Source organism: Sphingobium cyanobacteriorum (assembly GCF_030580935.1).
Lineage (GTDB): Bacteria > Pseudomonadota > Alphaproteobacteria > Sphingomonadales > Sphingomonadaceae > Sphingobium > Sphingobium cyanobacteriorum.
In genome coordinates this window covers 748,283-770,523 of the sequence record NZ_JAUQOM010000001.1, presented here as the reverse complement: position 1 = coordinate 770,523, position 22,241 = coordinate 748,283, and the positions used below count along the sequence as shown (strand labels likewise).

13 protein-coding genes are annotated in these 22,241 nt (G+C 62.5%); 11 read left to right on the top strand and 2 right to left on the bottom strand.

Annotated features, from left to right (window positions below):
- Positions 1 to 10: 10 nt before the first annotated feature.
- Positions 11 to 931: a LysR family transcriptional regulator gene (locus Q4610_RS03760; RefSeq protein ID WP_304534658.1), complete on the bottom strand. Its 921-nt coding sequence runs from the start codon at positions 929 to 931 to the stop codon at positions 11 to 13.
- 202 nt (positions 932 to 1,133) lie between these two features.
- Here Q4610_RS03760 and Q4610_RS03755 point away from each other — a divergent pair, with 202 nt between their 5' ends.
- The 9 genes from Q4610_RS03755 (at position 1,134) to Q4610_RS03715 (ending at position 15,532) form a co-directional block, all read left to right on the top strand.
- A complete protein-coding gene (locus tag Q4610_RS03755) occupies positions 1,134 to 3,476 on the top strand; it encodes a TonB-dependent receptor (RefSeq protein ID WP_304534657.1) in 2,343 nt (780 codons plus the stop codon).
- An 89-nt stretch (positions 3,477 to 3,565) separates the two neighbouring features.
- Positions 3,566 to 4,582, top strand: a complete 1,017-nt coding sequence (locus tag Q4610_RS03750) for a sugar phosphate isomerase/epimerase family protein (protein WP_304534656.1) — start codon at positions 3,566 to 3,568, stop codon at positions 4,580 to 4,582.
- 59 nt (positions 4,583 to 4,641) lie between these two features.
- Entirely contained in the window at positions 4,642 to 5,031 is a 390-nt protein-coding gene (locus tag Q4610_RS03745) for a C-glycoside deglycosidase beta subunit domain-containing protein (RefSeq protein ID WP_304534655.1), read from the top strand.
- 9 nt (positions 5,032 to 5,040) lie between these two features.
- The gene (locus tag Q4610_RS03740; protein ID WP_304534654.1) at positions 5,041 to 6,234 is read left to right on the top strand and encodes an MFS transporter; all 1,194 of its coding nucleotides are present in this window, start codon (positions 5,041 to 5,043) and stop codon (positions 6,232 to 6,234) included.
- A 13-nt stretch (positions 6,235 to 6,247) separates the two neighbouring features.
- Positions 6,248 to 7,891: a GMC family oxidoreductase gene (locus Q4610_RS03735; RefSeq protein ID WP_304534653.1), complete on the top strand. Its 1,644-nt coding sequence runs from the start codon at positions 6,248 to 6,250 to the stop codon at positions 7,889 to 7,891.
- Between the two features lie 36 nt (positions 7,892 to 7,927).
- On the top strand, positions 7,928 to 9,616 hold the full coding sequence (locus Q4610_RS03730; protein ID WP_304534652.1) for a family 43 glycosylhydrolase: 1,689 nt from the start codon (positions 7,928 to 7,930) through the stop codon (positions 9,614 to 9,616).
- A 54-nt stretch (positions 9,617 to 9,670) separates the two neighbouring features.
- A complete protein-coding gene (locus tag Q4610_RS03725) occupies positions 9,671 to 10,822 on the top strand; it encodes a Gfo/Idh/MocA family protein (RefSeq protein WP_304534651.1) in 1,152 nt (383 codons plus the stop codon).
- 94 nt (positions 10,823 to 10,916) lie between these two features.
- Positions 10,917 to 12,242 carry a family 1 glycosylhydrolase gene (locus Q4610_RS03720; protein WP_304534650.1) on the top strand — a complete coding sequence of 442 codons (1,326 nt, stop codon included), beginning with the start codon at positions 10,917 to 10,919 and terminating at the stop codon, positions 12,240 to 12,242.
- Between the two features lie 41 nt (positions 12,243 to 12,283).
- Entirely contained in the window at positions 12,284 to 15,532 is a 3,249-nt protein-coding gene (locus Q4610_RS03715) for a glycosyl hydrolase (protein WP_304534649.1), read from the top strand.
- Positions 15,533 to 15,924: 392 nt separating this feature from the next.
- On the opposite strand, the gene Q4610_RS03710 is transcribed toward Q4610_RS03715, so the two are convergent.
- Positions 15,925 to 18,306 (bottom strand): TonB-dependent receptor, encoded by a 2,382-nt coding sequence (locus Q4610_RS03710; protein ID WP_304534648.1) that lies wholly within the window; start codon positions 18,304 to 18,306, stop codon positions 15,925 to 15,927.
- A gap of 290 nt (positions 18,307 to 18,596) precedes the next feature.
- On the opposite strand from Q4610_RS03710, the gene Q4610_RS03705 reads away from it, so the two are divergent.
- A complete protein-coding gene (locus Q4610_RS03705; protein ID WP_304534647.1) occupies positions 18,597 to 19,622 on the top strand; it encodes a LacI family DNA-binding transcriptional regulator in 1,026 nt (341 codons plus the stop codon).
- A gap of 408 nt (positions 19,623 to 20,030) precedes the next feature.
- Positions 20,031 to 22,241 (top strand): beta-glucosidase family protein, encoded by a 2,211-nt coding sequence (locus Q4610_RS03700; protein WP_304534646.1) that lies wholly within the window; start codon positions 20,031 to 20,033, stop codon positions 22,239 to 22,241.

Below are 22,241 nucleotides of genomic sequence, written 5' to 3'. Positions count from 1 at the left end.
GCCTGCACGATCAACCATGATCGTCGATTTCCGCGACGGTTTCCCGCAATTGGCCGCGCAGCCACGCCAGGCCGCTATCTTGCTTGCGTATCTGATGGAACATCATGACGTCCATCATGGTGGGCATCGGCACCGGGACATTCCAGACCGCCAGCGGCAGGTTCCGCTCTGCCGCCCTGACGAGGCGGCTATTGAGGATCGCGATGAGGTTGGTTTCGATCAGGCTGGGCGGGATGCAACTGAAATTCGGGGCGACCAGAGCAATACGCCCTGTGCCACCGTAAATGGAAAGCTGCTGTTCGGACAAGATGCTCGCCAGCCTGACACGGTCGAATTTGACGATCGCCTGGGGCAGCGCCATGATGGTTTCCAGCGTGGGCTGTACCTGTAGGGCGGGATTGTCCCGCCAGCCGACCAGGACCAGGTCGTTGGCGACGAGCGGTTCGATGACATATTCCGGGTCGGAATAGATGCTGGGGGTGAGGACAAGGTCAAGCTCGCCCTTGTGCAGCAATGGCGACGGATCGCCGACAGGGGGACGCACTTCCAGCATCAGGTGGGGCGCATGACGCGACAGGCGGCGCGTCAAAGCGGGCAGGATGACCGGCACAAGATGGTCCGGCATTTCGATCGTGAAGCGCCGTGTCGAGGTCGCGGCGATGAACGAGCGTTCGATCTCGACAACGCCGGTGATTCTGAGGATCGCTTCGCGCAGCGGCTGGCGCATCGATTCCGCCAAGGCGGTCGGCATCATCCGGCGCCCCGTTACGATCAGCAGTTCATCTTCGAAATGCTGTCGCAGGCGGGCAAGCGCCGCGCTCATGGCCGACTGGCCGACATGCATGCGGTTGGCCGCGCGCGTAACATTCTGTTCTTCCAGCAGAACGTCCAACGCCACGAGCAAATTCAGATCCAGGCCCTTTAAACGCATCACGAACCTCCTGCCAGATGCATGTCGAATATCGGTAGATCAGCATCAAAACAATCAATTTTTCATATGAAGGCCATGGTGGCATTATCCCCTCGCTACGAAGGTTCGGCAGCGAACGACCAACATTGAAGAGCCAATAAAAAGGCTGGCTGCCGCATCGTCACGCGATGCGGATGGTCCAGCCCTTCAGGAGGGATGCGAAATGCACAAGCTGATATTCACGCTGTTTCTTGGTGCGGCCACGCCAGCGCTGGCGCAGGCTGATACGGCGAGCCTGCCCGCCCAGGCGGACATGGCGACGGACGGTTCGACCGATATCGTGGTCACGGCCCAGCGCCGCGCGGAGCGCCTGCAGGACGTGCCGGTCAGCGTCACCGCAGTGACCGCCGAAGGGCTTGAGGCGCGCGGCATCAGCAATCTGAGCCAGTTGAGCCAGGCCGCGCCCAGCCTTCAGGTCAGTGGCGAAAATAATTTCACGGTGCGCGGCGTCGGCACCCTGGCATTTCAGCAGGGGCTGGAATCGAGCGTCGCCATCGCGCAGGATGAAGTCAATCTGGTCAGTTCGATCCTGGGCGGCGCGGTCGGCACATTTTACGACGTGGCACAGGTCGAAGTGTTGAGCGGACCGCAGGGCCTGCTGTTCGGGAAGAATGCGTCGGCCGGCCTGCTCAACATCGTGACGCGGCGCCCGGAACTGGGCAAGTTCAGCGGCGACCTTCAGCTTGAGGGCGTTCATCGGCCGACCACGCCAAATAATGGGCTGGGCTTCATCGGCCAGGGCACGATCAATCTGCCGGTCAGCGAAAAATCCGCGCTGCGCATCAATGCGGTCTATTCGTCGCAGGATCCGGTGGTGAAGTTCATCGGCAGCGGCAAGGGCGATTTTGGCCAGACCCAATATGGGGTGCGCGCAAAATATCTGGTCGAATTCAGCGATGCGGTCTCGCTCTACATCATTGGCGACTATAATGAAGAACATGGCATCGCGACCTATTTTGATCGCCCCTATGCCAGCCTGGCGCCCAATGCCCAGGCGCGGGGACCATTGCAGGCTATCGGCATCGAGCCTGGCCTGGGCAACTTGCTGATCGGCGGTGGAGGCGATTTCTACCGGGACGTGAAGCGTGGCGGCATCCAGGCGAAACTGTCGTATGAATTGCCGTCCGGTGTCGAGGTCAGCAATATCGCGGCATGGAAAGCGGCAAGCCGTCGCCAGAATTTCGATACCGACTATACCAATGTGAACGGCGTCGACATCAACCAGTCCAAGACGGATTATAGCCAGTTTACGAACGAATTGCGGGTCGCGCTGCCCGCGGCCAATCGTTTCACCGGACAGATGGGCCTGTTTTTCTACAGCGGCCATACCAAGAACGAAAGTGCCCTTTATGGGTTCAACTTCCTGCCGGCGGTCGTGCTGCCCAATTTCCCCTTCTGCGTCGGTGCGACCAACATCGGCACAGGGCCTGGCCAGTGCCGGCGCAGCAATACGGCGTTCCTGGGGCAGGACGGCAAGTTCGACCTTAAGAGCAAAAGCTACGCCGCGTTCGGGCAATTCACTTATGAAGTGGTCGACAATCTGAAACTGATCGCGGGCGGGCGTGTCACGCACGACCGGCTCAGCGCCGATCTGGCGCAGCATCAAGGCCTGTATTTCGTGACATTGGGCGTTCCGCTTGTCACGTCCGACAAGGTATCGAATACCAATTTCAGCTATCGTCTGGGCGCGCAATATAATTTCACGCCTGACATCATGGCCTACGGCACGTTCGGACGCGGCTATAAAGGGCCGGGCTTCTCGCAGAATGTCCCCCGCCTGGGCGTGTCGCCGGTCGTCCAGCCGGAGATCAACAACAATATCGAAGTGGGTCTGAAGTCGAGCCTGCTGGACCGCAAGCTGATATTCAATCTGGCGGCATTCCGGTCGAAGTTCAAAAATCTTCAGGTGTCGTCCTTCAACCCGGAATTGGGATCGACCATCGTTCAAAATGCGGCGTCGGCCAAGAGCCAGGGCATCGAACTGTCGATCAACGCGCGGCCGCAGCGCGGCCTGACCTTCAACCTGGCGGCAACCTTGCTGGATTCCAAGTTCCAGGATTTCCCCGGCACGGAATGCTATGTCGGCCAGCCTGATGCATCCTGCAATGTGGCAACCGGCCGTCAGTTCAATGCAGGCGGCTTGCGCACGCCCGCCTCGTCCAAACTGGTCGCCACGGCGCAAGTGCAATATGAGTGGGCGCTCGACGCATCGCTCAACGCCTTTGTCGAAGGCAATATCCTGCATCGTTCGTCGCAATGGTTCACGATCAACCAGGCGCCGGGGACGCGGCTGGGCGGCTATGAGACGCTGGGCGCGAGCATCGGGCTGCAAAGCCTGAACGGCTGGCGTGCGTCGATCTTCTGCCGCAACTGTTCCGACAAGTTCGTGCCATCGTCGCTGAGCATCGATCCGGGCGAGGCCAATAACGGCCGATTGGGCACGGCTTTCCTGACCAATTTCAATTCCGTCCGCCAGATCGGCGTCAATTTCGGATTTGAATTCTGATGCGGCCTGGCGGTCCGGCCTGTCGCCGGGCCGCCGGGACGATCATCGCTTTCCCTGTTTTGCGTGTGCTTGCCGGAGGCTGAATACCCATGACTTCCAAAATCAAACGCGGCGTCAGCCTCTACAGTTTTCAGGAGGAAATGTTCCTGGGGCAGATGACGGTGGACGACTGTGTCGCCTTTGCCGCGTCCATCGGCGCCAAGGGGATCGAAATCCTGCCTGAACAGAATATGCCGGCATTCCCGAACATATCGGATCATGACATTGCCGCGTGGCAGGAGATGATGGCGCGGCATGGCGCGGAACTGACCTGTTACGACATGTTCCTGGACACCAAGATCCGCAAGGACCGGTTGATGACCGATGACGAGCAGGTCGCGTCGATCCGCCGCGATCTCCTGCTCTGCAACAGGCTGGGCATTCGCAACATGCGGGTGCTGGTGTTCGTGCGACCGGACATATTGGAACGCTGTGTTCCCTATGCCGAAGAACTGGACGTTCATATGGGGGTGGAAGTCCATGCCCCCTGGCATATGGACCATGCCTGGATCCTGCGCACGGTGGAAGTGGCCGACCGGCTGGGCACCAGGCATCTTGGCCTGTTGCCCGACATGGGCATTTTCATGAAACATTATCCGCCAGTCTTTCGCGACCGCTTCATCCGGCAGGGCGCCCGGCCGGAGGTCGTCGAGTTCATCCTGGACCAGCATGAACAGAAGATCATGGCGGAATATGTCATCTACGAAGTCGCCGTGAAGATGAAGGGCAACAAGGCGGAAGTGGCGATGGCCGAAACGCTGCGCCATCACCCCTATGCCAACCCCAGGCGTATCCGCGATTACATTCCCTATTTCCGCCATATCCAGGCGAAATTCTATGAAATGGATGCAGATTGCACCGATCCGACCCATGCCTATGAGGAGGTCATCAACGAACTCGTCGCGGGTGGCTGGGAAGGCTATCTGTCGAGCGAATATGAAGGCAATCGCTGGGTTCAGGATGTGCAGCCGGTCGACAGCCGCGAACAGGTGCGGCGTCAGCACATCATGTTCGAACAGTTGATCGCCAAGGCCGAGGCGCGGAGCGCTGCGGACGCCGTTGGCTGAGGCCCCGGCGCTATCGCACATGCTGGCCGTTCCCTGCATTTTGAAAGGCAATTGACGCGATGTTCGACAAATATATTCTGGTAGATGGCAGCCTGCGCAGCACCGCGGACGGCTTTTCCTTCGATGTCATGCTGGGCTATTATCGCGGCCTTGGCCTGTCGATGATCGAGGACCTGGTGGTGAGCGTTGACGGCCAGGCCGTGCCCCGCGACGCGATCCTGTTCGATGAAGGCAAGGGGCCGATCGCGCTTTGCGACATGGAACATGCCTATGACCGGCGCTGGCCCTTTGGCAGCAAGGCGACGATCATGGTGCAATGTCCGCAGCCCCTGGCCGCGGGCGATCATCATTTGTCGCTCAAGGAAGTCCTGCGCATATCCTATCTTCCCTTCCCGCTGGTGGCGGAGGACAGCAAGACGCTGACTTTGGCGCCGACCCTGGCGGCATAGGGGCTGATCATGGCAGCGACGTTCCAGCAGGCCAGGCCGCTGCGACACCCGACGGCCAAGGGTGTAACGCTGGTCTTTGCGCAGGTCCTGCCTGTCATGGCCATCGTCGCTCTTTTCCCGGCCATCCCCAAGCTGTTCGCGCATTTCGGCGGATTGCCGCACGCCGGGCTGCTGGTGCCGATGATCGTCACTATCCCGTCCCTGTGCGCGGCGCTGTTCGCGCCGGCGGCGGGATGGATCGCGGATCGCTTTGGCCGCCGTCCGGCCTTTGTCGGTGGCATTGCGCTCTATATTCTGGCCGGCCTGACGCCGCTGGTGGTGGACGATCTGATCCTGATCGTCGCCAGCCGCGCGGTGCTCGGTTTGGCCGACGCCTTTGCGATCACGATTTCCAGTGCGCTGATCGGCGATTATTTCGGCGATCAGCGCTATCGCTGGGTCGCCTGGACCGGGGCGGCGACATCGATCGCCGGCACGGTGCTGATCGCGGCGGGCGGCATATTGGCGGATGCAAGCTGGCGCGGCCCCTTTGCCATCTATGCGCTGGCGGTCCCGCTGCTGCTGATGGCCATCGCCTTCATCGATGAACCTGTGTCCGACGATCGCGGCCGGCGGGCCGGCAAGCCAGCGGGCTTTCCCTGGGCTGCGGCCTTGTCCATCGGGTCGGTCACACTGATCGCGTCGATCATCTATTATGTCGAGCCGTTGAACATCGCGACCATCCTGGCGGATCGCGGCGCCGGATCATCCACCCAGGTCGGGTTGATCCAGGCGGCCACCAGCCTTGCCTACATCGCGGGCGCCTTCCTGTACCGGCGTTTGCATGGTCACAGCATCGGCGCGTTGCTGGGCATCGCCGGCGGGCTGATCGGCGCAGGGATGATCCTGATCGGCCTGACGACCAGCTATTATGGCGCAGTGGCCGGCGCCACCGTCCAGCAGTTGGGCGGCGGCATGGTCATTCCCGCACTGCTGGCCTGGGGCCAGGCACGGTTGCCGTTCGACCAGCGTGGGCGCGGCATGGGGATATGGGCAACGTCCTTCTTCGCGGGCGCCTTCCTGTGCCCTCCCATCCTGTCCGCCATAGTCGGGCGGGCTGGCGGCCTTGATCCTGCGATCCTGATGATGGGCGTCATCGCGCTGATCTTCGCCGCGCTCGTCCGCTTTTCCATGGGGCGCCGACAGGACGCCACCACCGCTTGAAAAGAGCCTCCTCATGACCTCTGCCGATACCGAATTCGACTATATCATCGTTGGCGCAGGCTCTTCGGGTTGCGTGCTGGCCGACCGGCTGAGCGCGGACGGCAACAGCCGCGTGCTGCTGATCGAGGCAGGCGGTCGCAACGAGACCGAACTGGTGAACATGCCGCGCGCCTTCATGAAGATGTTCGGCAATCCGACGCATTTCTGGCATTTCCCGGTCAAGGCGCAGGCCGGGCGGCCGGAGGGCGAGATATGGCCCTATGGCCGTGGCCTCGGCGGCTCCAGCTCGACCAACGGCACCTGGTATCTGCGCGGCATGCCCGCCGACTTTGATGGCTGGGCGCGGGCGGGGCATGGCGAATGGCGCTGGAGCGAAATCGAGCGCTGCTATCGCGCGATGGAAAGCTATCGCGACACTGGCGCTCATCCCTCACGCGGCAAAGGCGGTCCGCTGCAAATCACGCAGCTACCCTATCGGTCGCCGGCCATCGCCGCGACCATCGAGGCAGGGGTCGAAATGGGCCTGCCCCGGCTGGACGACATCAATATGCCGGGCACGACCGGGATAGGCTATACCCAGGCGACCGTGAGCCGGCGGGGGCGCCGGGCATCAAGCTATCAGGCGTTCCTGAAGCCGGCGATGCGGCGGCCCAATCTGGTCGTGCTGACCGATACGGTCGTGGAAAAGGTGGAGATTGAAGGCAAGCGCGCGACCGGCGTGCGGGCCCGCACCGACAGCGGCGTGCAGAGCTTTAGTGCCCGCCGCGACGTGATCCTGAGCGCCGGTGCCATCCAGAGCCCCAAATTGTTGCAGCTATCGGGCGTCGGCCCTGCGGACGTTCTGGCGCAGGCCGGTGTGCCGGTGCTGCACGACCTGCCCGCGGTTGGCCGTAACCTGGCCGATCACGCGATGTTTTCGATATCCTACCGCCTGCACAATGATCCCGGCGCCAATCGCGAATTTTCCGGCTGGCGTCTGATGACTCATGTCGCCCGCTATTATCTGACGCGCAAGGGGCTGATGGCCTATACCTCGCCGGAAGTCACCGCCCTCCTGTCGATGCGGTCCCCCGCCGACTGGCCCGACGTGCAATTTGGCATCGGTCCGTTTTCGATGCGATCGTCCGAGGAGATGAAGGCCGATCCGGGGCGCGGCGCGCTGGAGGACAAGCCGGGCATCACCGTGAACGCCATCGCCCTGCGCCCCAAAAGCCGGGGCAGCGTGTCGATCCGGTCGGGCGATGTCGCCGACATGGTGGATATCGACGCCAACTGGTGGGGCGATCCCGCCGACAAGGCCTTCATGATCGATATGGTGCGGTTGGTCCGCCGATACATGGCGCAGCCGGCGCTCAAACGCTTTGTCGGCGACGAAGTGGTGCCGGGCGCATCCGTCCAAACCGACGATCAGATTGGTGAGGCCCTGGAATGGCTGACCAGCCCTGGCATCCATGCGACCGGCACCTGCCGGATGGGACCAGCGCAGGACAGCGTCGTCGACAGCCGGTTGCGTGTGCATGGCATCGACGGTTTGCGGGTCGTGGATTGTTCGGTCATGCCTGTTCCGCCCGCAGGCAATACCAATGGCCCGGCAATGGTGATCGGATGGCGCGCCGCCGAATTGATCGCGCAGGACGCCCGTGACAACCAGACCTGAACCGCCACGGACGGATGCGCGTCGGGAGAAAGCATCATGACAACGCGCCGGGACGCGATGAGGTTCGCCGTCGCGGGCGTTGCCGCGATGCCCGCAGCCCTTGCTCCCACAGCCCGCGCATCGGCGCATGCGGATGAAGCCAATGCAGCCAATGCAGCCAATGCAGCCAATGCAGCCAATGCAGCCAATGCAGCATGCCGCGCCGATACGCCGCAATGGGCCGGTGGCATCGAAGGTCAGCGCAAGGCGGATCTGGGCAACGGCCTGTATCTCAACCCCGTGATCGCGGGCGACTATCCCGATCCGTCCGTCCTGAAGGACGGCGATGATTATTACATGACCCATTCCTCGTTCGAAGCCTCGCCGGGCCTGCTGATCTGGCATTCCCGCGACCTGGTGAACTGGTCGCCGGTTGGCCCGGCGTTGCACAAGCCGTTGGGCACGGTGTTTGCGCCGGACCTGGTCAAGCATGGCGACCGCTATTTCATCTATATCCCGTTCATGCGGGCGCCCTGGTCCACCGGGCTGGCGAGCTTCGCCAACATCCATGTCATCCACGCCCCGTCGATCGACGGCCCGTGGAGCGACCCGATCGACCTGGGCATCGGAGGGCTGATCGATCCGGGCCATGTCGTGGGCGAGGACGGCCATCGCTATCTGTTCCTGAGCGCGGGCAAGCGGGTGCGCCTGTCGGCAGATGGCCTTCGCACCGATGGCCCGGTCGATACCGTCTATGAAGGCTGGCGCTACCCGGACGACTGGATCACCGAAGCCTATGCGCTCGAAGGCCCCAAGCTGTTCCGGCGCGGCGCCTATTTCTATCTGGTCAGCGCGGTCGGCGGGACCGGCGGCCCTGCCACCGGCCATATGATCGTCGCGTCGCGATCCCGGTCGATCCATGGCCCATGGGAGCATTGCCCGCATAATCCGATCCAGCGCACGCGCAGCGACACGGAAATGTGGTGGTCGCGGGGGCATGCAACCTGTGTCGAGGGCACCGACGGACGCTGGTACATGATGTATCACGGGTTCGAGAACGGCTATCGCTCGCTGGGCCGCCAGACGCTGCTGGAGCCGATCGCATGGACGGTCGATGGATGGTTCAAGGCCACCGGCGGCGACCTGTCCAGGCCGTTGCCAAAGCCGGCAGGACGCGCGCTTGCCCACGGTTTCGCGCGATCGGACGATTTCGCCAAGGCAAGCCTGGGCACAAGATGGAACCTGCATGGCAGCGCCCCCGCCGAAGCCGGGCGCGTATCCGTCAGCCATGGCGCGCTGACCCTGGTAGGGAAGGGGACCGGCCCGCAGGATAGCGCGCCCCTCGTCCAGCAGGTCGGCGACCGCGCCTACGACGTCAGCGTCGCATTGGAACTGGTTGGCGCAGCGACGGGCGGCCTGCTGCTCTTCTTCAACGACCGGCTGTTCCTGGGCATGGGCATCGACGGGCAGACAATGATCACCTATCGCGGTGGCAAGCCAAGCTATTGGGTCGAACCCGCGCCGCCTTCGCGCCAACTGTTCCTCCGAATCGTCAACGCGCATCAGATCGTGACATTCTATTACAGCATGGACGGCGCGACATGGACCCGTCACGGCGTCCGCAACGAAGTGTCGGGCTATCATGCCAATACGATGGACGACCTGCTGAGCCTGAGACCCGCCCTGTTTGCAACCGGGGACGGATCGGTCAGGTTCCGGCGCTTCTTCTACAAAGCATTGGCGTGAGGTGCGAACAGTGACGGCGCCTGCCCTTGCCTCATCCTGCTTCAAGGTTTCATCATGGTAGAACAGGTTCGTTACGCGATGATCGGTGGTGGCGAAGGGGCGTTCATCGGCCCGGTCCACCGCACGGCCGCCGCCATCGCGGGCAATTGCCGCCTGGTCGCGGGCGCATTGAGCAGCGATGCCGAACGGGCGCGCCGATCCGGCGACATGGCGGGGATCGCGTCAGATCGCAGCTATGGCAGCTATGCCGAACTGATCGCCCGCGAATCCGCTCTCCCGCCGCAGATACGCGCCCAGTTCATCGCGATCGTGACGCCCAATCACGTCCATGCGCCCGCGGCCATTGCGGCGCTGGAAGCGGGCTTTGCGGTGCTGGTGGACAAGCCGCTGACAGACACCATGGCGGCGGCGCTTCATCTGGAGCAGGTTGCGCAGCGGACGGGGGGCATGGTCGGCGTCACCCATAGCTATAGCGCCTATCCGATGGTGCGGCAGGCGCGGGCGCTCGTGGCGCAAGGCGGGTTCGGCAAAGTGCGCCGCGTCGCGGTCCGCTACACGCAAGGATGGCTGGCCACGGCGCAGGATGCGGCAGGCAAGCAGGCGCAATGGCGGGTCGATCCGGCCCGATCCGGCCTGGCCGGGGCGTTCGGCGACATCGGCACCCACGCCTTCAACCTGGTCGAATTCATCACCGGGGAAAGGATGACGCGCATCGCCGCCGAAATCCGCGCCGCAGTGCCCGGACGCTTGCTGGACGACGATGGCGCGGCGATGTTCCACCTGGCGGGCGGCGGACGCGGGACGTTGATCGCCAGCCAGATTTGCGCCGGCGACGCCAATGGGCTGGACATATCTCTATGGTGCGAGGAAGCCGGGCTGCACTGGCGGCAGGAACAGCCCGACAGGCTGAGGGTCGCGCGCCGATCCGGCCCGGAGGAAATCTGGCGGGCCGGGACCGATGGCGCGTGGCTGGACCCGTCCGCACTGGCGGCGGTCCGATTGCCCGCCGGGCATCCCGAAGGCTATCTGGAGGCCTTTGCCAATATCTATCATGATTTTGCCGAAGCCGTCGCCGGACGCACGCCCACTCATCCGGCCTATGCCAGCCTGGCAGACGGGATCGCCGGCATGCGATTCATCCAGGCAGCGCATGACAGCAGCGTCGCGGGCAATAAGTGGGTTGATCTGACCGAGCCGGAACAATGAAGGATTCCGCGATCTTCCCGACGCAATCGTCTCGCAATGCCCGCGCGAACAGTCCGGCCGCGCAGACAAGACCAACGAAAGACAGGAACGTGCAATGATGGATCGACGGCAATTCGCGACCGGCCTGGCGATCGCGGGCAGTGCGCTGATATCCCGCCCCTCACTCGGCAAAGCCGCGCCGCGCCGTGCCTTTCCCGAAGGCTTTCTGTGGGGCGCGGCGACCGCAGCCTATCAGGTGGAGGGCAATAATCTCAATTCGGATTTGTGGCTGGTCGAAGGCGCGCCCAACAGCCATTATGCCGAACCAGCCGGTGATGCGGCCAACAGTTTCGAACTTTGGCCGGTCGATCTGGACCTGGTCAAGGCCATGGGCCTGAACACATATCGGTTCAGCCTGGAATGGGCGCGGATCGAACCACGGATGGGCGTGTTTTCGAACGCCATGCTCGACCATTACAAGCGGATGATCGAAGGCTGTCACGCGCGCGGGATAAAGCCGTTCGTGACCTTCAACCATTTTACCACACCGGCCTGGTTCGCGTTGCGCGGGGGGTGGAGCCAGCCGGACGCGCCAGACCTGTTCGCGCGCTATTGCCAAATCGCGGCGACGCATCTGGCTGAGGGGATCAGCGTTGCCACCACGCTGAACGAGCCTAACCTGGCGGGGCAACTGGCAAGCGTCTTGCCCCAAGCCGTGGCCAAATGGTTGCTGCCGGCCGACAAGGCGGTCTGCGAAACGATCGCCAAGGCCCATGGCGTTCCGCTGTTTCTGGCGGGTAATAATATCTGGTATCCCGATCCGGCAGCGGTGCAGGCGCATTTGCTCAAAGGCCATGCCCTGGGGCGTGCCGCCATCAAGTCGGTTCGCGGCGACCTGCCCGTGGGCGTCAATCTGGCGATGATCGACGATCAGGCCGTGGGTCGCAACAGCATGCGCGACGATGTTCGCGAACGCCTGTATGCGCCATGGTTGCGCGCGGCCCGGCAGGATGATTTCGTCGGTGTCCAGAATTACGAGCGGGCGATCTGGGATGCAAAGGGTCGCGTCGATCCGCCTGCCGGCGGGGATCGAAACGCGGCTGGCACCGAAGTCTATCCGGCATCATTGGCAGGCGCGGTGCGCTATGCCCATGCGGTCGCCAAGGTGCCCGTCATCGTGACCGAACATGGCGTGAATACGCCCGACGATCACATTCGCCAGCGCCTCATTCCGGCAGCTCTTGTGGACCTGCACAAGCTCATGGCGCAAGGCGTTCCCGTTCTGGGCTATATCCACTGGTCGCTGATCGACAATTTTGAATGGGGCTTTGGCTACAAACCCAAATTCGGATTGCATGACCTGGATCGCCGGACATTTCGACGGACGCCCAAGCCGAGCGCCGGGGTGTTGGGCACCATTGCACGCAATAACGCGCTTTGACGCGCAGGTCGTGACCGCACCGATGTAAAAAGGGAAATCAGATGCATCGCCCCATGTGGTTGCCCATGCTGCTATTGGCCAGCGCCGCTTCGACGCCTGTGGTTGCCGGTCCTTCGCTGGAGGATCAGTTCCGCAATCCGCCGCAGGCCGCACGGGCGCAGGTCTGGTGGCACTGGATGAACGGCAATATCGACGCGGACGAAGCGGTTGCCGATATCGAATGGATGGCTGACCAAGCTATTGGTGGCATTCATCTGTTCGAAGGCGGCCTGGGTGCGCCAAAGCAGATTGCCGAGTTGAAGCCGTGGATGTCCCCCGCCTGGCAGGATGCCATGCGGAAAAGCGTGCAGCGCGCGCATGAAAGGGGCATGGACTTCAGCATTGCGACCTCGCCGGGATGGAGTGCGACAGGCGCGCCTTTCGTCCAGCCGGCCGATGCCATGAAAAAACTGGTCTGGTCGGAAACGGTCGTTCGCGGGGATGGCGGCAAGATGCCGATCCGTCTGGCCCGGCCCCCGGTGGTAGAAGGCGCCTATCAGGATGTTCCGCTGACCAAGGGCGCAGGCGCGGACTTCTATCGCGATGTCGCCGTGATCGCCTTCCCCGGAAGCCGGACCATATTGAAGGCCGACAACATAGCTTCGTCCAGTGTCATTTCGGCAGAGCGGCTGGCCGATGGCCGTTTTGACGAGCCGCAGGATCTGTTGCCGGACACAGACGGCATTGGCTGGATCATATATCGGTTTGCCCGGCCGGAAACTGTTCGGAGCATCCGCATCGGGATGCCCGCCGCCGCCGGCTTCGGTGCGCCCGCGCCACCTGTCGCCAGGTTGGAAGTCAGCGATGACGGCCTGACATATCGCAACGTCACGACAGTATATGCGTCGAAATCGCCGGTCAGAACCGCAAGCTTTCCGGCCGTTAGCGGACGATATTTCAGAATGGCGATCGCACCCGACGCACAAGGCGAGGGCGCAAGGCTGAACTATGCGCCTGGTGCCATCCCCCTTTCATTCCCGCCGCAAAAGCAAGCCTATGCCGTTTCGGAATTGCTGCTGTCTCCGGCTGGCCTGATCCAGAATGCCGAGGAAAAGGCGGGCTTTGCTGCGGTGCCGGATTATTATGCCCGCGCGACGCACACCGATGGGCCGTCCATTGATCCGGCCAGCATTATCGACCTTACTCCCCGCCTGGGACCAGACGGGACGCTCGACTGGATACCGCCGGGAAAGGGCGCATGGACGGTCCTGCGATTTGGGATGTCCCTGACGGGCCATCGCAACGGACCCGCGCCTGCAGAGGCCACCGGGCTGGAAGTCGACAAATTATCGGCCAGCCGCGTCGGCGCCTATATTGATCGCTATCTGGCCGATCAGCGTGCCGCGCTGAAAGGGGTTGTCGGCCTGAACGGTCTTTTGAGCGATAGTATCGAAGCAGGGGCGCAAAACTGGACGGACGATATGCCGTCGCAATTTCGCAACCGCACAGGCTATGCCCTCGACCGATGGTATCCGGCGCTGGCGGGCTATATCGTCGGGAAACCGGCGCAATCCGATGCGTTCCTGTATGACTTTCGCCGAACGATATCCGACCTGCTGACCGAGGCGCATTATGGCACCCTGGCGGCCCGTGCCAAAGCGGCTGGGCTGACCTATTATGCCGAAGCGCTGGAGGATAACCGGCCCCAACTGGGCAACGACCTGGCGATACGGGCCAAGGCGGACGTGCCTGCCGGCGCCATGTGGTGGTTCGATCCATCGACCGGCCCGAAGCCAACCTATGTCGCCGATGTGAAGGGCGCAGCGTCCGTCGCCCATATTTTGGGCAAGCCCTATATCGCGGTCGAGGCGCTTACCGTTTTTGGCAGACCATGGGGTCTTTCTCCCGCGGACATGCGCCCGGCGGCCGACCTGGCGTTCCTGATGGGCGGCAATCGCCTGATGCTCCACAGCTCCGTGCATCAGGGGACCGGCTCCAACCTGGTGTCAGGCCAGTTTCCAGGGATGACGATGGCCCCGTTGCTGGGCCATTATTTCAACCGGAACGATGCCTGGGGCGACATGGCCAAGGGGTGGACCGACTATCTCGCCCGAACGCAGTTTCTGCTCCAGCAGGGGCGCCCGCAGGCGGGATTCGCCTGGTTCGTGGGCGAGGAAGCGCCAGTCACCGGATTATTCGGCGGCAAGGAACCGGAAGGCGTCCCGTCCGGCCTGGACTATGATTTCATCGACGCGACATTGTTGGCGTCGGGATTGGCCGTTCAGGATGGCAAACTCATCAATCGTTCCGGTAACAGCTATCAGTTTCTGTTCCTGGGCGGCAGCAGCGCGCGCCTGACATTGGCGACATTGAATCGACTGCTTGCCTTTGCTAGGCAGGGCGTTGCTATCGCCGGCGTGCGGCCAGTCGATTCACCAAGCCTGGCGGACGATCCGAAAGCTGTTGCAAAGGCCATCGCTACATTATGGGCGCTTCCCCATGTCGTTGAGGCTGACACGCCGGAGGCCGCGGCAAAATCGCTGCGAGTGGCGCTGGACTGGCGCTTTACCGGCCAGGGCCTTTCCGTGCTGCACCGGGTTTTGCCCGATGGCGACATTTATTTCCTGGTAAATCGCGGGTCTGCGCATGTGGAGGGCGATTTTCAGATCCCTGCAAAGGCCGTGACGACATGGTGGGACGCGGTCGATGGATCGCAGGTCGATGCGGGAGCAAAAGCCGGAGCCGTCCATGTCGCTCTTGCACCCCACCAAAGCCGCTTCCTCGTTGCGCGCGATCTGGCCAGCGCAAAGGCTGTTGCGCCGATCGACCCCGTATCGGTCGTGACCGCCGATGATCGTTGGCATGTCTCGCTGGCAACCCCTGGGTTGGCCACTGACGAACGCCGTGCCTTCTCGCTGCATTGGCTGAATGAGCAATCCGATCCCAGGCTTCGCTATTTTTCAGGCAAGGCGACCTATACCGGCACCATTCGATTGCCAAAGCCATCATGTGCCAGACCCGTTTTCCGGCTTGATCTCGGCGCAATGGCCGATGTTGCCAGAGTCACAGTCAACGGCATCGAGGCCGGCATGATATGGACGCAGCCGCACAGGGTAAATGTTTCAGCCATGATAAGAGCCGGACGCAATCGGCTGAAGATCGAAGTCGCAAATCTGTGGGTCAACCGGCTGATCGGCGAAGCGGCGCACAATCCTTCATCGGCAGGCGCCAAGATGTATCGGCCAGATGCGCCACTTCGATCGGCTGGCCTCAAAGGCCCTGTCCGCCTTTTCACGCATTGCGAACCTTAAGATATCCGCCGCACCGGCAACAACGCATGAGACAAGTGGATAGCGGTCACATGCTGATCCTTTCAAATCGGGATATCTGTCACGGGCGGATGACGCCGGTTGCGCCTTCTGCCGCCATCACCGTGCCGAAAGGCCGAGAGAGCGCCCGGAGTGTCGCCAATATTGGAGTGTCGCCAATATTTCTCGTGCGCGGCCCGGCTATCTGCTCCTGGGTCAACACGCCATGGCCGCCGAACAGAAACGCGCCCAGCCCGTAAAAGATCGGCTTGCCGCTTCCCCTTTTCAGGCAATCTCTCTTCCGCAGCCCGTGTCGACGACCCCCGCCGGCACGGTGCCCGGTTCATATATGACAAGTGGAACCGGGAGCCGCCCTCAGGCGGCTCCCGCACATATCAGAATTTCGCGCCGAAATTCACGCCAAAGTAGCGATTGGATTCCTTCGACGTAAACGCCGCGATATCGAACGGCTGCGCCGGGGTCGCGATCGGCGACAGGTGAATCTTGGCTGCCGCAAAGTGCTGATCGAAAAGATTCCGCACAAAGCCGGTCACATACCAGCGATTGTCCGGTCCCCTGATGCCGATGGAGGCGTCGACCAGCGCATAGGCCTCCTGCTCCAGCAGCGGGTCCTGCTCCAGCGACGTCTGCTGCTTCGACTGGAAATTGATGCCGGTCTGGAACACCGCCGACATGCCGTTATTGCCAAGTGGCATCTCGTAACTGGGCGAGATGGTGAGGCGCAGTTTCGGCGAAACCGGCAGAATGCCGCCGCGAATGTCTTGCAGCGCGCCGGACGTGGCTATGACATTGCCGTTCGTGTCCAGCGTTTGCCGGCGATAGCAGGTGTTGACCGGAAAATTGCCGGTGAAGATGTTGGCCGCCGCCTGGTCCTGAAGCGCGCAGCTCAGGCCATCAACGTCCAGCCGGGTCTTGGCATAGGTCATGCCGAAACTGACCGCGAAGTTGTCGGCAGGCTTCACCGTGGCTTCCAGCTCGATGCCCTTGGTCTGCGATTTGCCGGCGTTGGTCTGAACGAAGCCATACTGGCCAGCCGCAAGGTTGGAGCGGTCCGCGAGCACCTGAAGGTCGGTGTAGTCGGCAATGAATCCAGCCAGGGCCACGGTCAGCACGCCGTCGGCGGTACGGCCCTTGAAACCCACTTCATAGGCGTTGACATGTTCGGGCAGGACGGGGTCCTGGGTTGCGAAATCGGTGCCAAGCTCGGTATTGAAACCAAGCCCCTTGTAGCCGCGCGTGTAGGTGGCATAAATCTGGGCATCGCGGCTGAATTCATATTGCACGCCGGCCTTGCCGGTCACTGCCGTATCGCTGGCGGATCGCTTCCCGGCGTAGGGCGCAGCGAAGGGAATGGTCCCGACAATCGCGGGCGCCTGGGTCGAGCCTTCGACCGAAGTGCTTTCATGCTGCACGCGCAGGCCGCCGATGAGCTTCAGGCCGCCCGCAACCCGCCATTCGACCTGGCCGAACCCGGCAATGCCTTCGGACTTGTTGCGCGAAAGCGATGATGCCGAGAATGTCAGTGGATTGGCACAGGCCACGCCGATCGGCCCTCCGTCCGTCGGGCATGTGGAGGCTGTCCGCAGGAAATCCCGGTCAATCGTTACATTCGAATAAAACAGGCCAAGCACATAGGTGAGGTCGCGTGTGCCATTGGATGCGATGCGCAGTTCATGGGAAAACTGGCGAAGATCGATGCCGCCGCCATTCTGGTCGAATTTGGCGAGCGTCAATCCAGGGCCAAATTGCGCATTGCCCGGAATGTAGACAGGGACCGGATTGTTCAGAAGATCAGGCGGGAAGTTCGATTCATTTTTGTACTTTTGATAGGCGGTGATCGACGTGATGGTCGCGGCGCCCAGATCCCAGTTGGCTTCGAGCGCGGTCTGGAATTGACGGTCATCGTTGAACGCGATCACGTCCTGGCTGATCCGCGTGTTGCCGATCGAAGGCCTGACCGGCGCGATCAGCGCCAACGTATCGGGGTTCTGCGAACGGATGATCACCGCGTTGCAGCAACTGGTGTCGTTCTTGCGATAGTCCATGGTGAGGAGGAAGTTGAGATCAGGCGTGGCCTGCCAGTCCAGCTTGCCACGCAGGCCCCAGCCTTCCGCCTTGTTCACCGCCTCGCCGGTCGGCACGTTGCGAAGATAGCCACCAACGCTGTTGTAATAGCCGCTGACCCGCGCCTTCAATGTGTCGGTGATCGGGCCAGTGACGGTCCCCTTGACACGATATTCATTCTGTTCCGCCACGGTCGCGTCGATGGAGCCGCCAAACACGTCCTTGGGCCGCGCCGTCACGATGTTGATCACGCCAGCGGTCGCATTTTTGCCGAAAAGCGTTCCCTGCGGTCCGCGCAGGACTTCGATCCGTTCGATATCGGCAAAGTCTGCGAAGTTCTGCGTCTGTCGCGCCGCGACGACCCCGTCGACAACCATCGCCACCGACGCTTCGACGCCCAGGCTGAACAGTTGCGTACCGACGCCGCGAATGCGGAACCCGCCGGTGCTGGACGACGCACCCTGCTGAAGCTGGAGCGACGGCACGGCGCGGGTGAGCGACGCGGTATCGTTGATATTCTGCCGGGCCAGGGCATCCGCCGTGACCGCCGTGACCGCCAGCGGCACATCCTGCAGCCGTTCGGAGCGTTTCTGGGCGGTAACGATGATTTCATCGGATGCCGCGCCCGCTTCGGACGTGTCGGCAATTCCCTGCGCGGCCGCCGGCAACGCGACAAACATCGTGCTCGCCAACAGTGCAATGCGTGCAGCCGGCGTGAGTCGTCCATTCAGCATCTTCATCCCCCCTATGTCTTGAATTTTGGCGATGACTGCGCACGGCAGGGCAGGATGTCAACCGCAAAAAGGGAAGCGCTGCTATTTTTGAGCGACTGCCGCACATGCGACGGTTCCGAAATGGCCGGCACCCTTGGGTTTCACAGGGCATATGCGCATATGCGAGCGTTGGGTTGCCATGGTCGGTCCGGCGCGGATTTTCCCGCTTTCGCATTGACAGCCCGCCCCATGTTCGTGCCACTGGCGACATGAGTACCATCGCAGATGTCGCCGCCAGAGCAGGCGTTTCCATTAAGACCGTATCGAAGGTGCTGAACGGGGCCGACACTGTCAGGCCGCGCCTCAAGCAGCGCATTGACGATGCGATTTCGGACCTGGACTACCGGCCCGCGCTTGGGGCCAGGCAGCTTGCGAGCGGAAAATCCTACATTGTCACCCTGCTTCTCGCGGCCGAAGGCGGCGATTATTATTCCCGCATGATCATGGAAATGACCAGGGCCTGTGCCAGATATGGCTATCATGCCATGGTCGAAACCCACGCTTTTGACACGGACTTGCAATCGGACATAGAGCTTCGCCTGTCCTGCATGCCGGACGCGATTGTGGTAGCGCCGCCTTTTTCCAACAATATCAGGCTGATTGAGAAGCTGGCAGGACTCGGCATTCCCTTTGCCCGGATCGAAGCGGGTGATGGCGGCCCCGGCATTCGCGTCCCCGTGCCTGGGCGGGTCGCGGCGCGAGAGATGACGGCGCACCTGATAGCGCAGGGGCATCGGCGCATCGGCATGCTTGCTGCCGTGAGCGAGGATTATCCTGCCGATGATCGGCGTCTGGGCTATCTGGACGCGCTGGAAGATGCAGGGATTTGCCCTGATCCCCGGCTGGTCGTGCGCACCAATTTCAGCTTTCGTTCCGGCGTGATCGCTGCGCGGTCCCTGCTGGCGCTGGCCGACCGGCCCACGGCGATTTTCGGTGGCAGCGACCTGGCGGCCCTGGGCGCGATGGCCTGCGCCCAGGATCTGGGCTTTCGCATTCCCAAAGACCTGGCCATTGCCGGCTTCGACAATGCATCGGACAGCCGGATCGTCTATCCCGCGCTGACGACTGTTCACCAGCCGCTGGAGGAAATCATAAGATATTGCGTGGATGCCGTCCTGGGAAAGGCGCAGGACGCGCCCGACTTCCCGCTCCGCCTGATCGTGCGTGGCTCGACCGGCGGAGCCGAGACAATCGTGGACCATCCTGCCCAGGACTCCGGCGGGCCCTGCGCCTGAGCCATCCATGATGCAGCGCTGGGCGCCTTGTCCAGGCATGCGCCCTGTTTCGCGGGCACGACACGCCGCCCGCCTGTCCGCATGGCCGCCCGACGCCATGGGCAAAGCCTGTTCGTCAGAATAAATGCCAGCGCTACCCTTTTCATATTGACCCTGATGGGGAGGCGGTGCAAATTTGCGCCTGATATTATCAGGGGAGGCCTGTTGATGGCTGGAACGTGCCGCCAGGCGATCCGATCATGATCGCACGACATATGATCGCACGACACGGGCCTTCCGACTTTTCTGCCGCCCACAAACATGCGCCACAAAACTGGCATGGCGCAGCATGCCCCGGTTCCTGACGCGCGGATGCCGATGCGCTGCGAACAGCTTTTCCGGGCCATGGGCCTGAACCAAGGATATATTATGCTTCGCTCTATCATGATGGCTTACCTTGCAACGGCACTCGCGACTGGGGCGGGCGCGCCATTATCCGCCGCGCCGCCCCGTTCCGACGCTGATGAGGCTTCTGCAAAGGCGGAGGCCGCGCTCAGGGCGATGCGGCCGGAGGAAAAGCTTGCCCTGACGCACAGCCTCATGCCGTTGCCGATCGGGCCGAATCCGGCAACGCCGCCGCCCGAAGCCATCACTGGCGCGGGTTATGTGGCCGGGATTCCCCGCCTGGGCATCCCGGCATTGACCGAGACGGATGCCAGCCTGGGCATCGGTTACGTGTTCGGGCTACGCAAGGATGGGGCGACCGCCCTGCCTTCCGGGCTCGCACAAGGGGCGACATGGAACCCGGACATGGTTCGACGCGGTGGCGCGACGATCGGCTTCGAGGCGCGCGCCAAGGGCTTCAACGTGCTGTTGGGCGGCGGCGCCAACCTGATGCGTGACCCGCGCAATGGACGCACGTTCGAATATTTTTCCGAAGACCCGCTGCTCACCGGCATTCTGGTCGGCAATGCGATACAGGGTATCCAGTCGAACAACATCATATCCACAATCAAGCATTATGCATTGAACGGCCAGGAAACCGGCCGGAAATTCGTCAATGTCAAGATATCGGATGCCGCCGCCCGCGAAAGCGACCTGCTCGCCTTCCAGTTGGGCATAGAGATCGGCCGTCCTGGCGCCGTGATGTGCGCCTATAATCTGGTGAATGACGCACCGGCCTGCGCGAGCGATTACCTCCTCAACACCGTCCTCAAGCGGGACTGGCGCTACAAAGGCTATGTCATGAGTGACTGGGGCGCCGTGACCAGTCTGGACGCGGCTCTGAAAGGGCTGGATCACCAATCCGCAGCGGAATATGATCCGGCACGGTTTTTCGAGGTCGACATCGCCAAGGCCGCGAAGCGCGACCCCCGCTATGCCCGGCGGCTGGACGACATGAACCGCCGGATATTGTGGGCGATCTACGCCAATGGGCTGGATAAGCAGCGGGCCAGCCGTGGCGCTCCGATCGATTTCGAGGCCCATGGCCAACTGGCGCTGGAGATGGCGAAGCAGGGCATCGTCCTGCTGCGCAACAGGCAGAATGCCTTGCCCCTGGCGCGCACCGCGAAATCCATCGTCGTTATTGGAGGCTATGCGGATACCGGCGTGCTGTCCGGCGGCGGATCGACGCAGGTGCACGGGCAGGACGGGCCGGCCGCCCTGATTCCGATCGGCGGCGATTCCGGCCTGACCGCCCTTTCCCAGCAATATCACCGTTCCGCGCCCCTGGCTGCGATCCGCAAGCTCGCGCCCGCTGCGGACGTAAAGTTTCGCGATGGCCGCTATGTTGCGCCAGCCGTCCATGCGGCCCGATCCGCCGATGTCGCGATCATATTCGCAACGAAATGGTCAACCGAAGGGATAGACCAGCCCGACCTGACCCTGCCGTCCGGGCAGGATGCCCTGATCGAGGCTGTTGCGGCGGCCAATCCCAATACCATCGTGGTGCTGGAGACTGGCAACCCTGTTCTGATGCCCTGGCTGGACAAGACGGCCGCCGTCATCGAGGCCTGGTATCCGGGCGCCCGCGGAGGCGAGGCCATCGCATCGGTGCTGTTTGGCGAAACCAATCCTTCCGGCCGTTTGCCGGTCACATTCCCGGCCGCTGTCGCAGACCTGCCGCGGCCCGAACTGGATGGCATGAACACGCTGGAAACCAATTTCGTCGGCTCTCCGCCCACCCCGGACGCCAAGCTTTCGGCGAACTACGATATCGAGGGTTCGGATATCGGATACCGCTGGAACGCGCGCACCGGCCGCAAGGCGCTGTTCCCGTTTGGCTTTGGCCTGTCCTATACCAGCTTTTCCGCCACCGGCCTGTCAACCGACGGCCGCAAGGCAAGCTTCACCGTCAAGAATATTGGCAAAGTGGCGGGCGCCACGGTCGCCCAGCTCTATCTGGTGAACCGGGGCGCCGAGCAGAAACAGCGGCTGGTGGGCTTTGCCCGCGTACAGCTTGACGCGGGGGAAAGCCGCATGGTCGATGTCAGCATCGATCCACGCCTTCTTGCCGACTGGGGACAGTCGGGCTGGTCTATCCCGGCCGGCAATTTCGGCTTTGCGCTGGGCGAAAATGCCGAGCGCCTCGGTCCGGTCGTGACGGTCCGATTGCCTGCGCGCGCATGGAAGGATTGA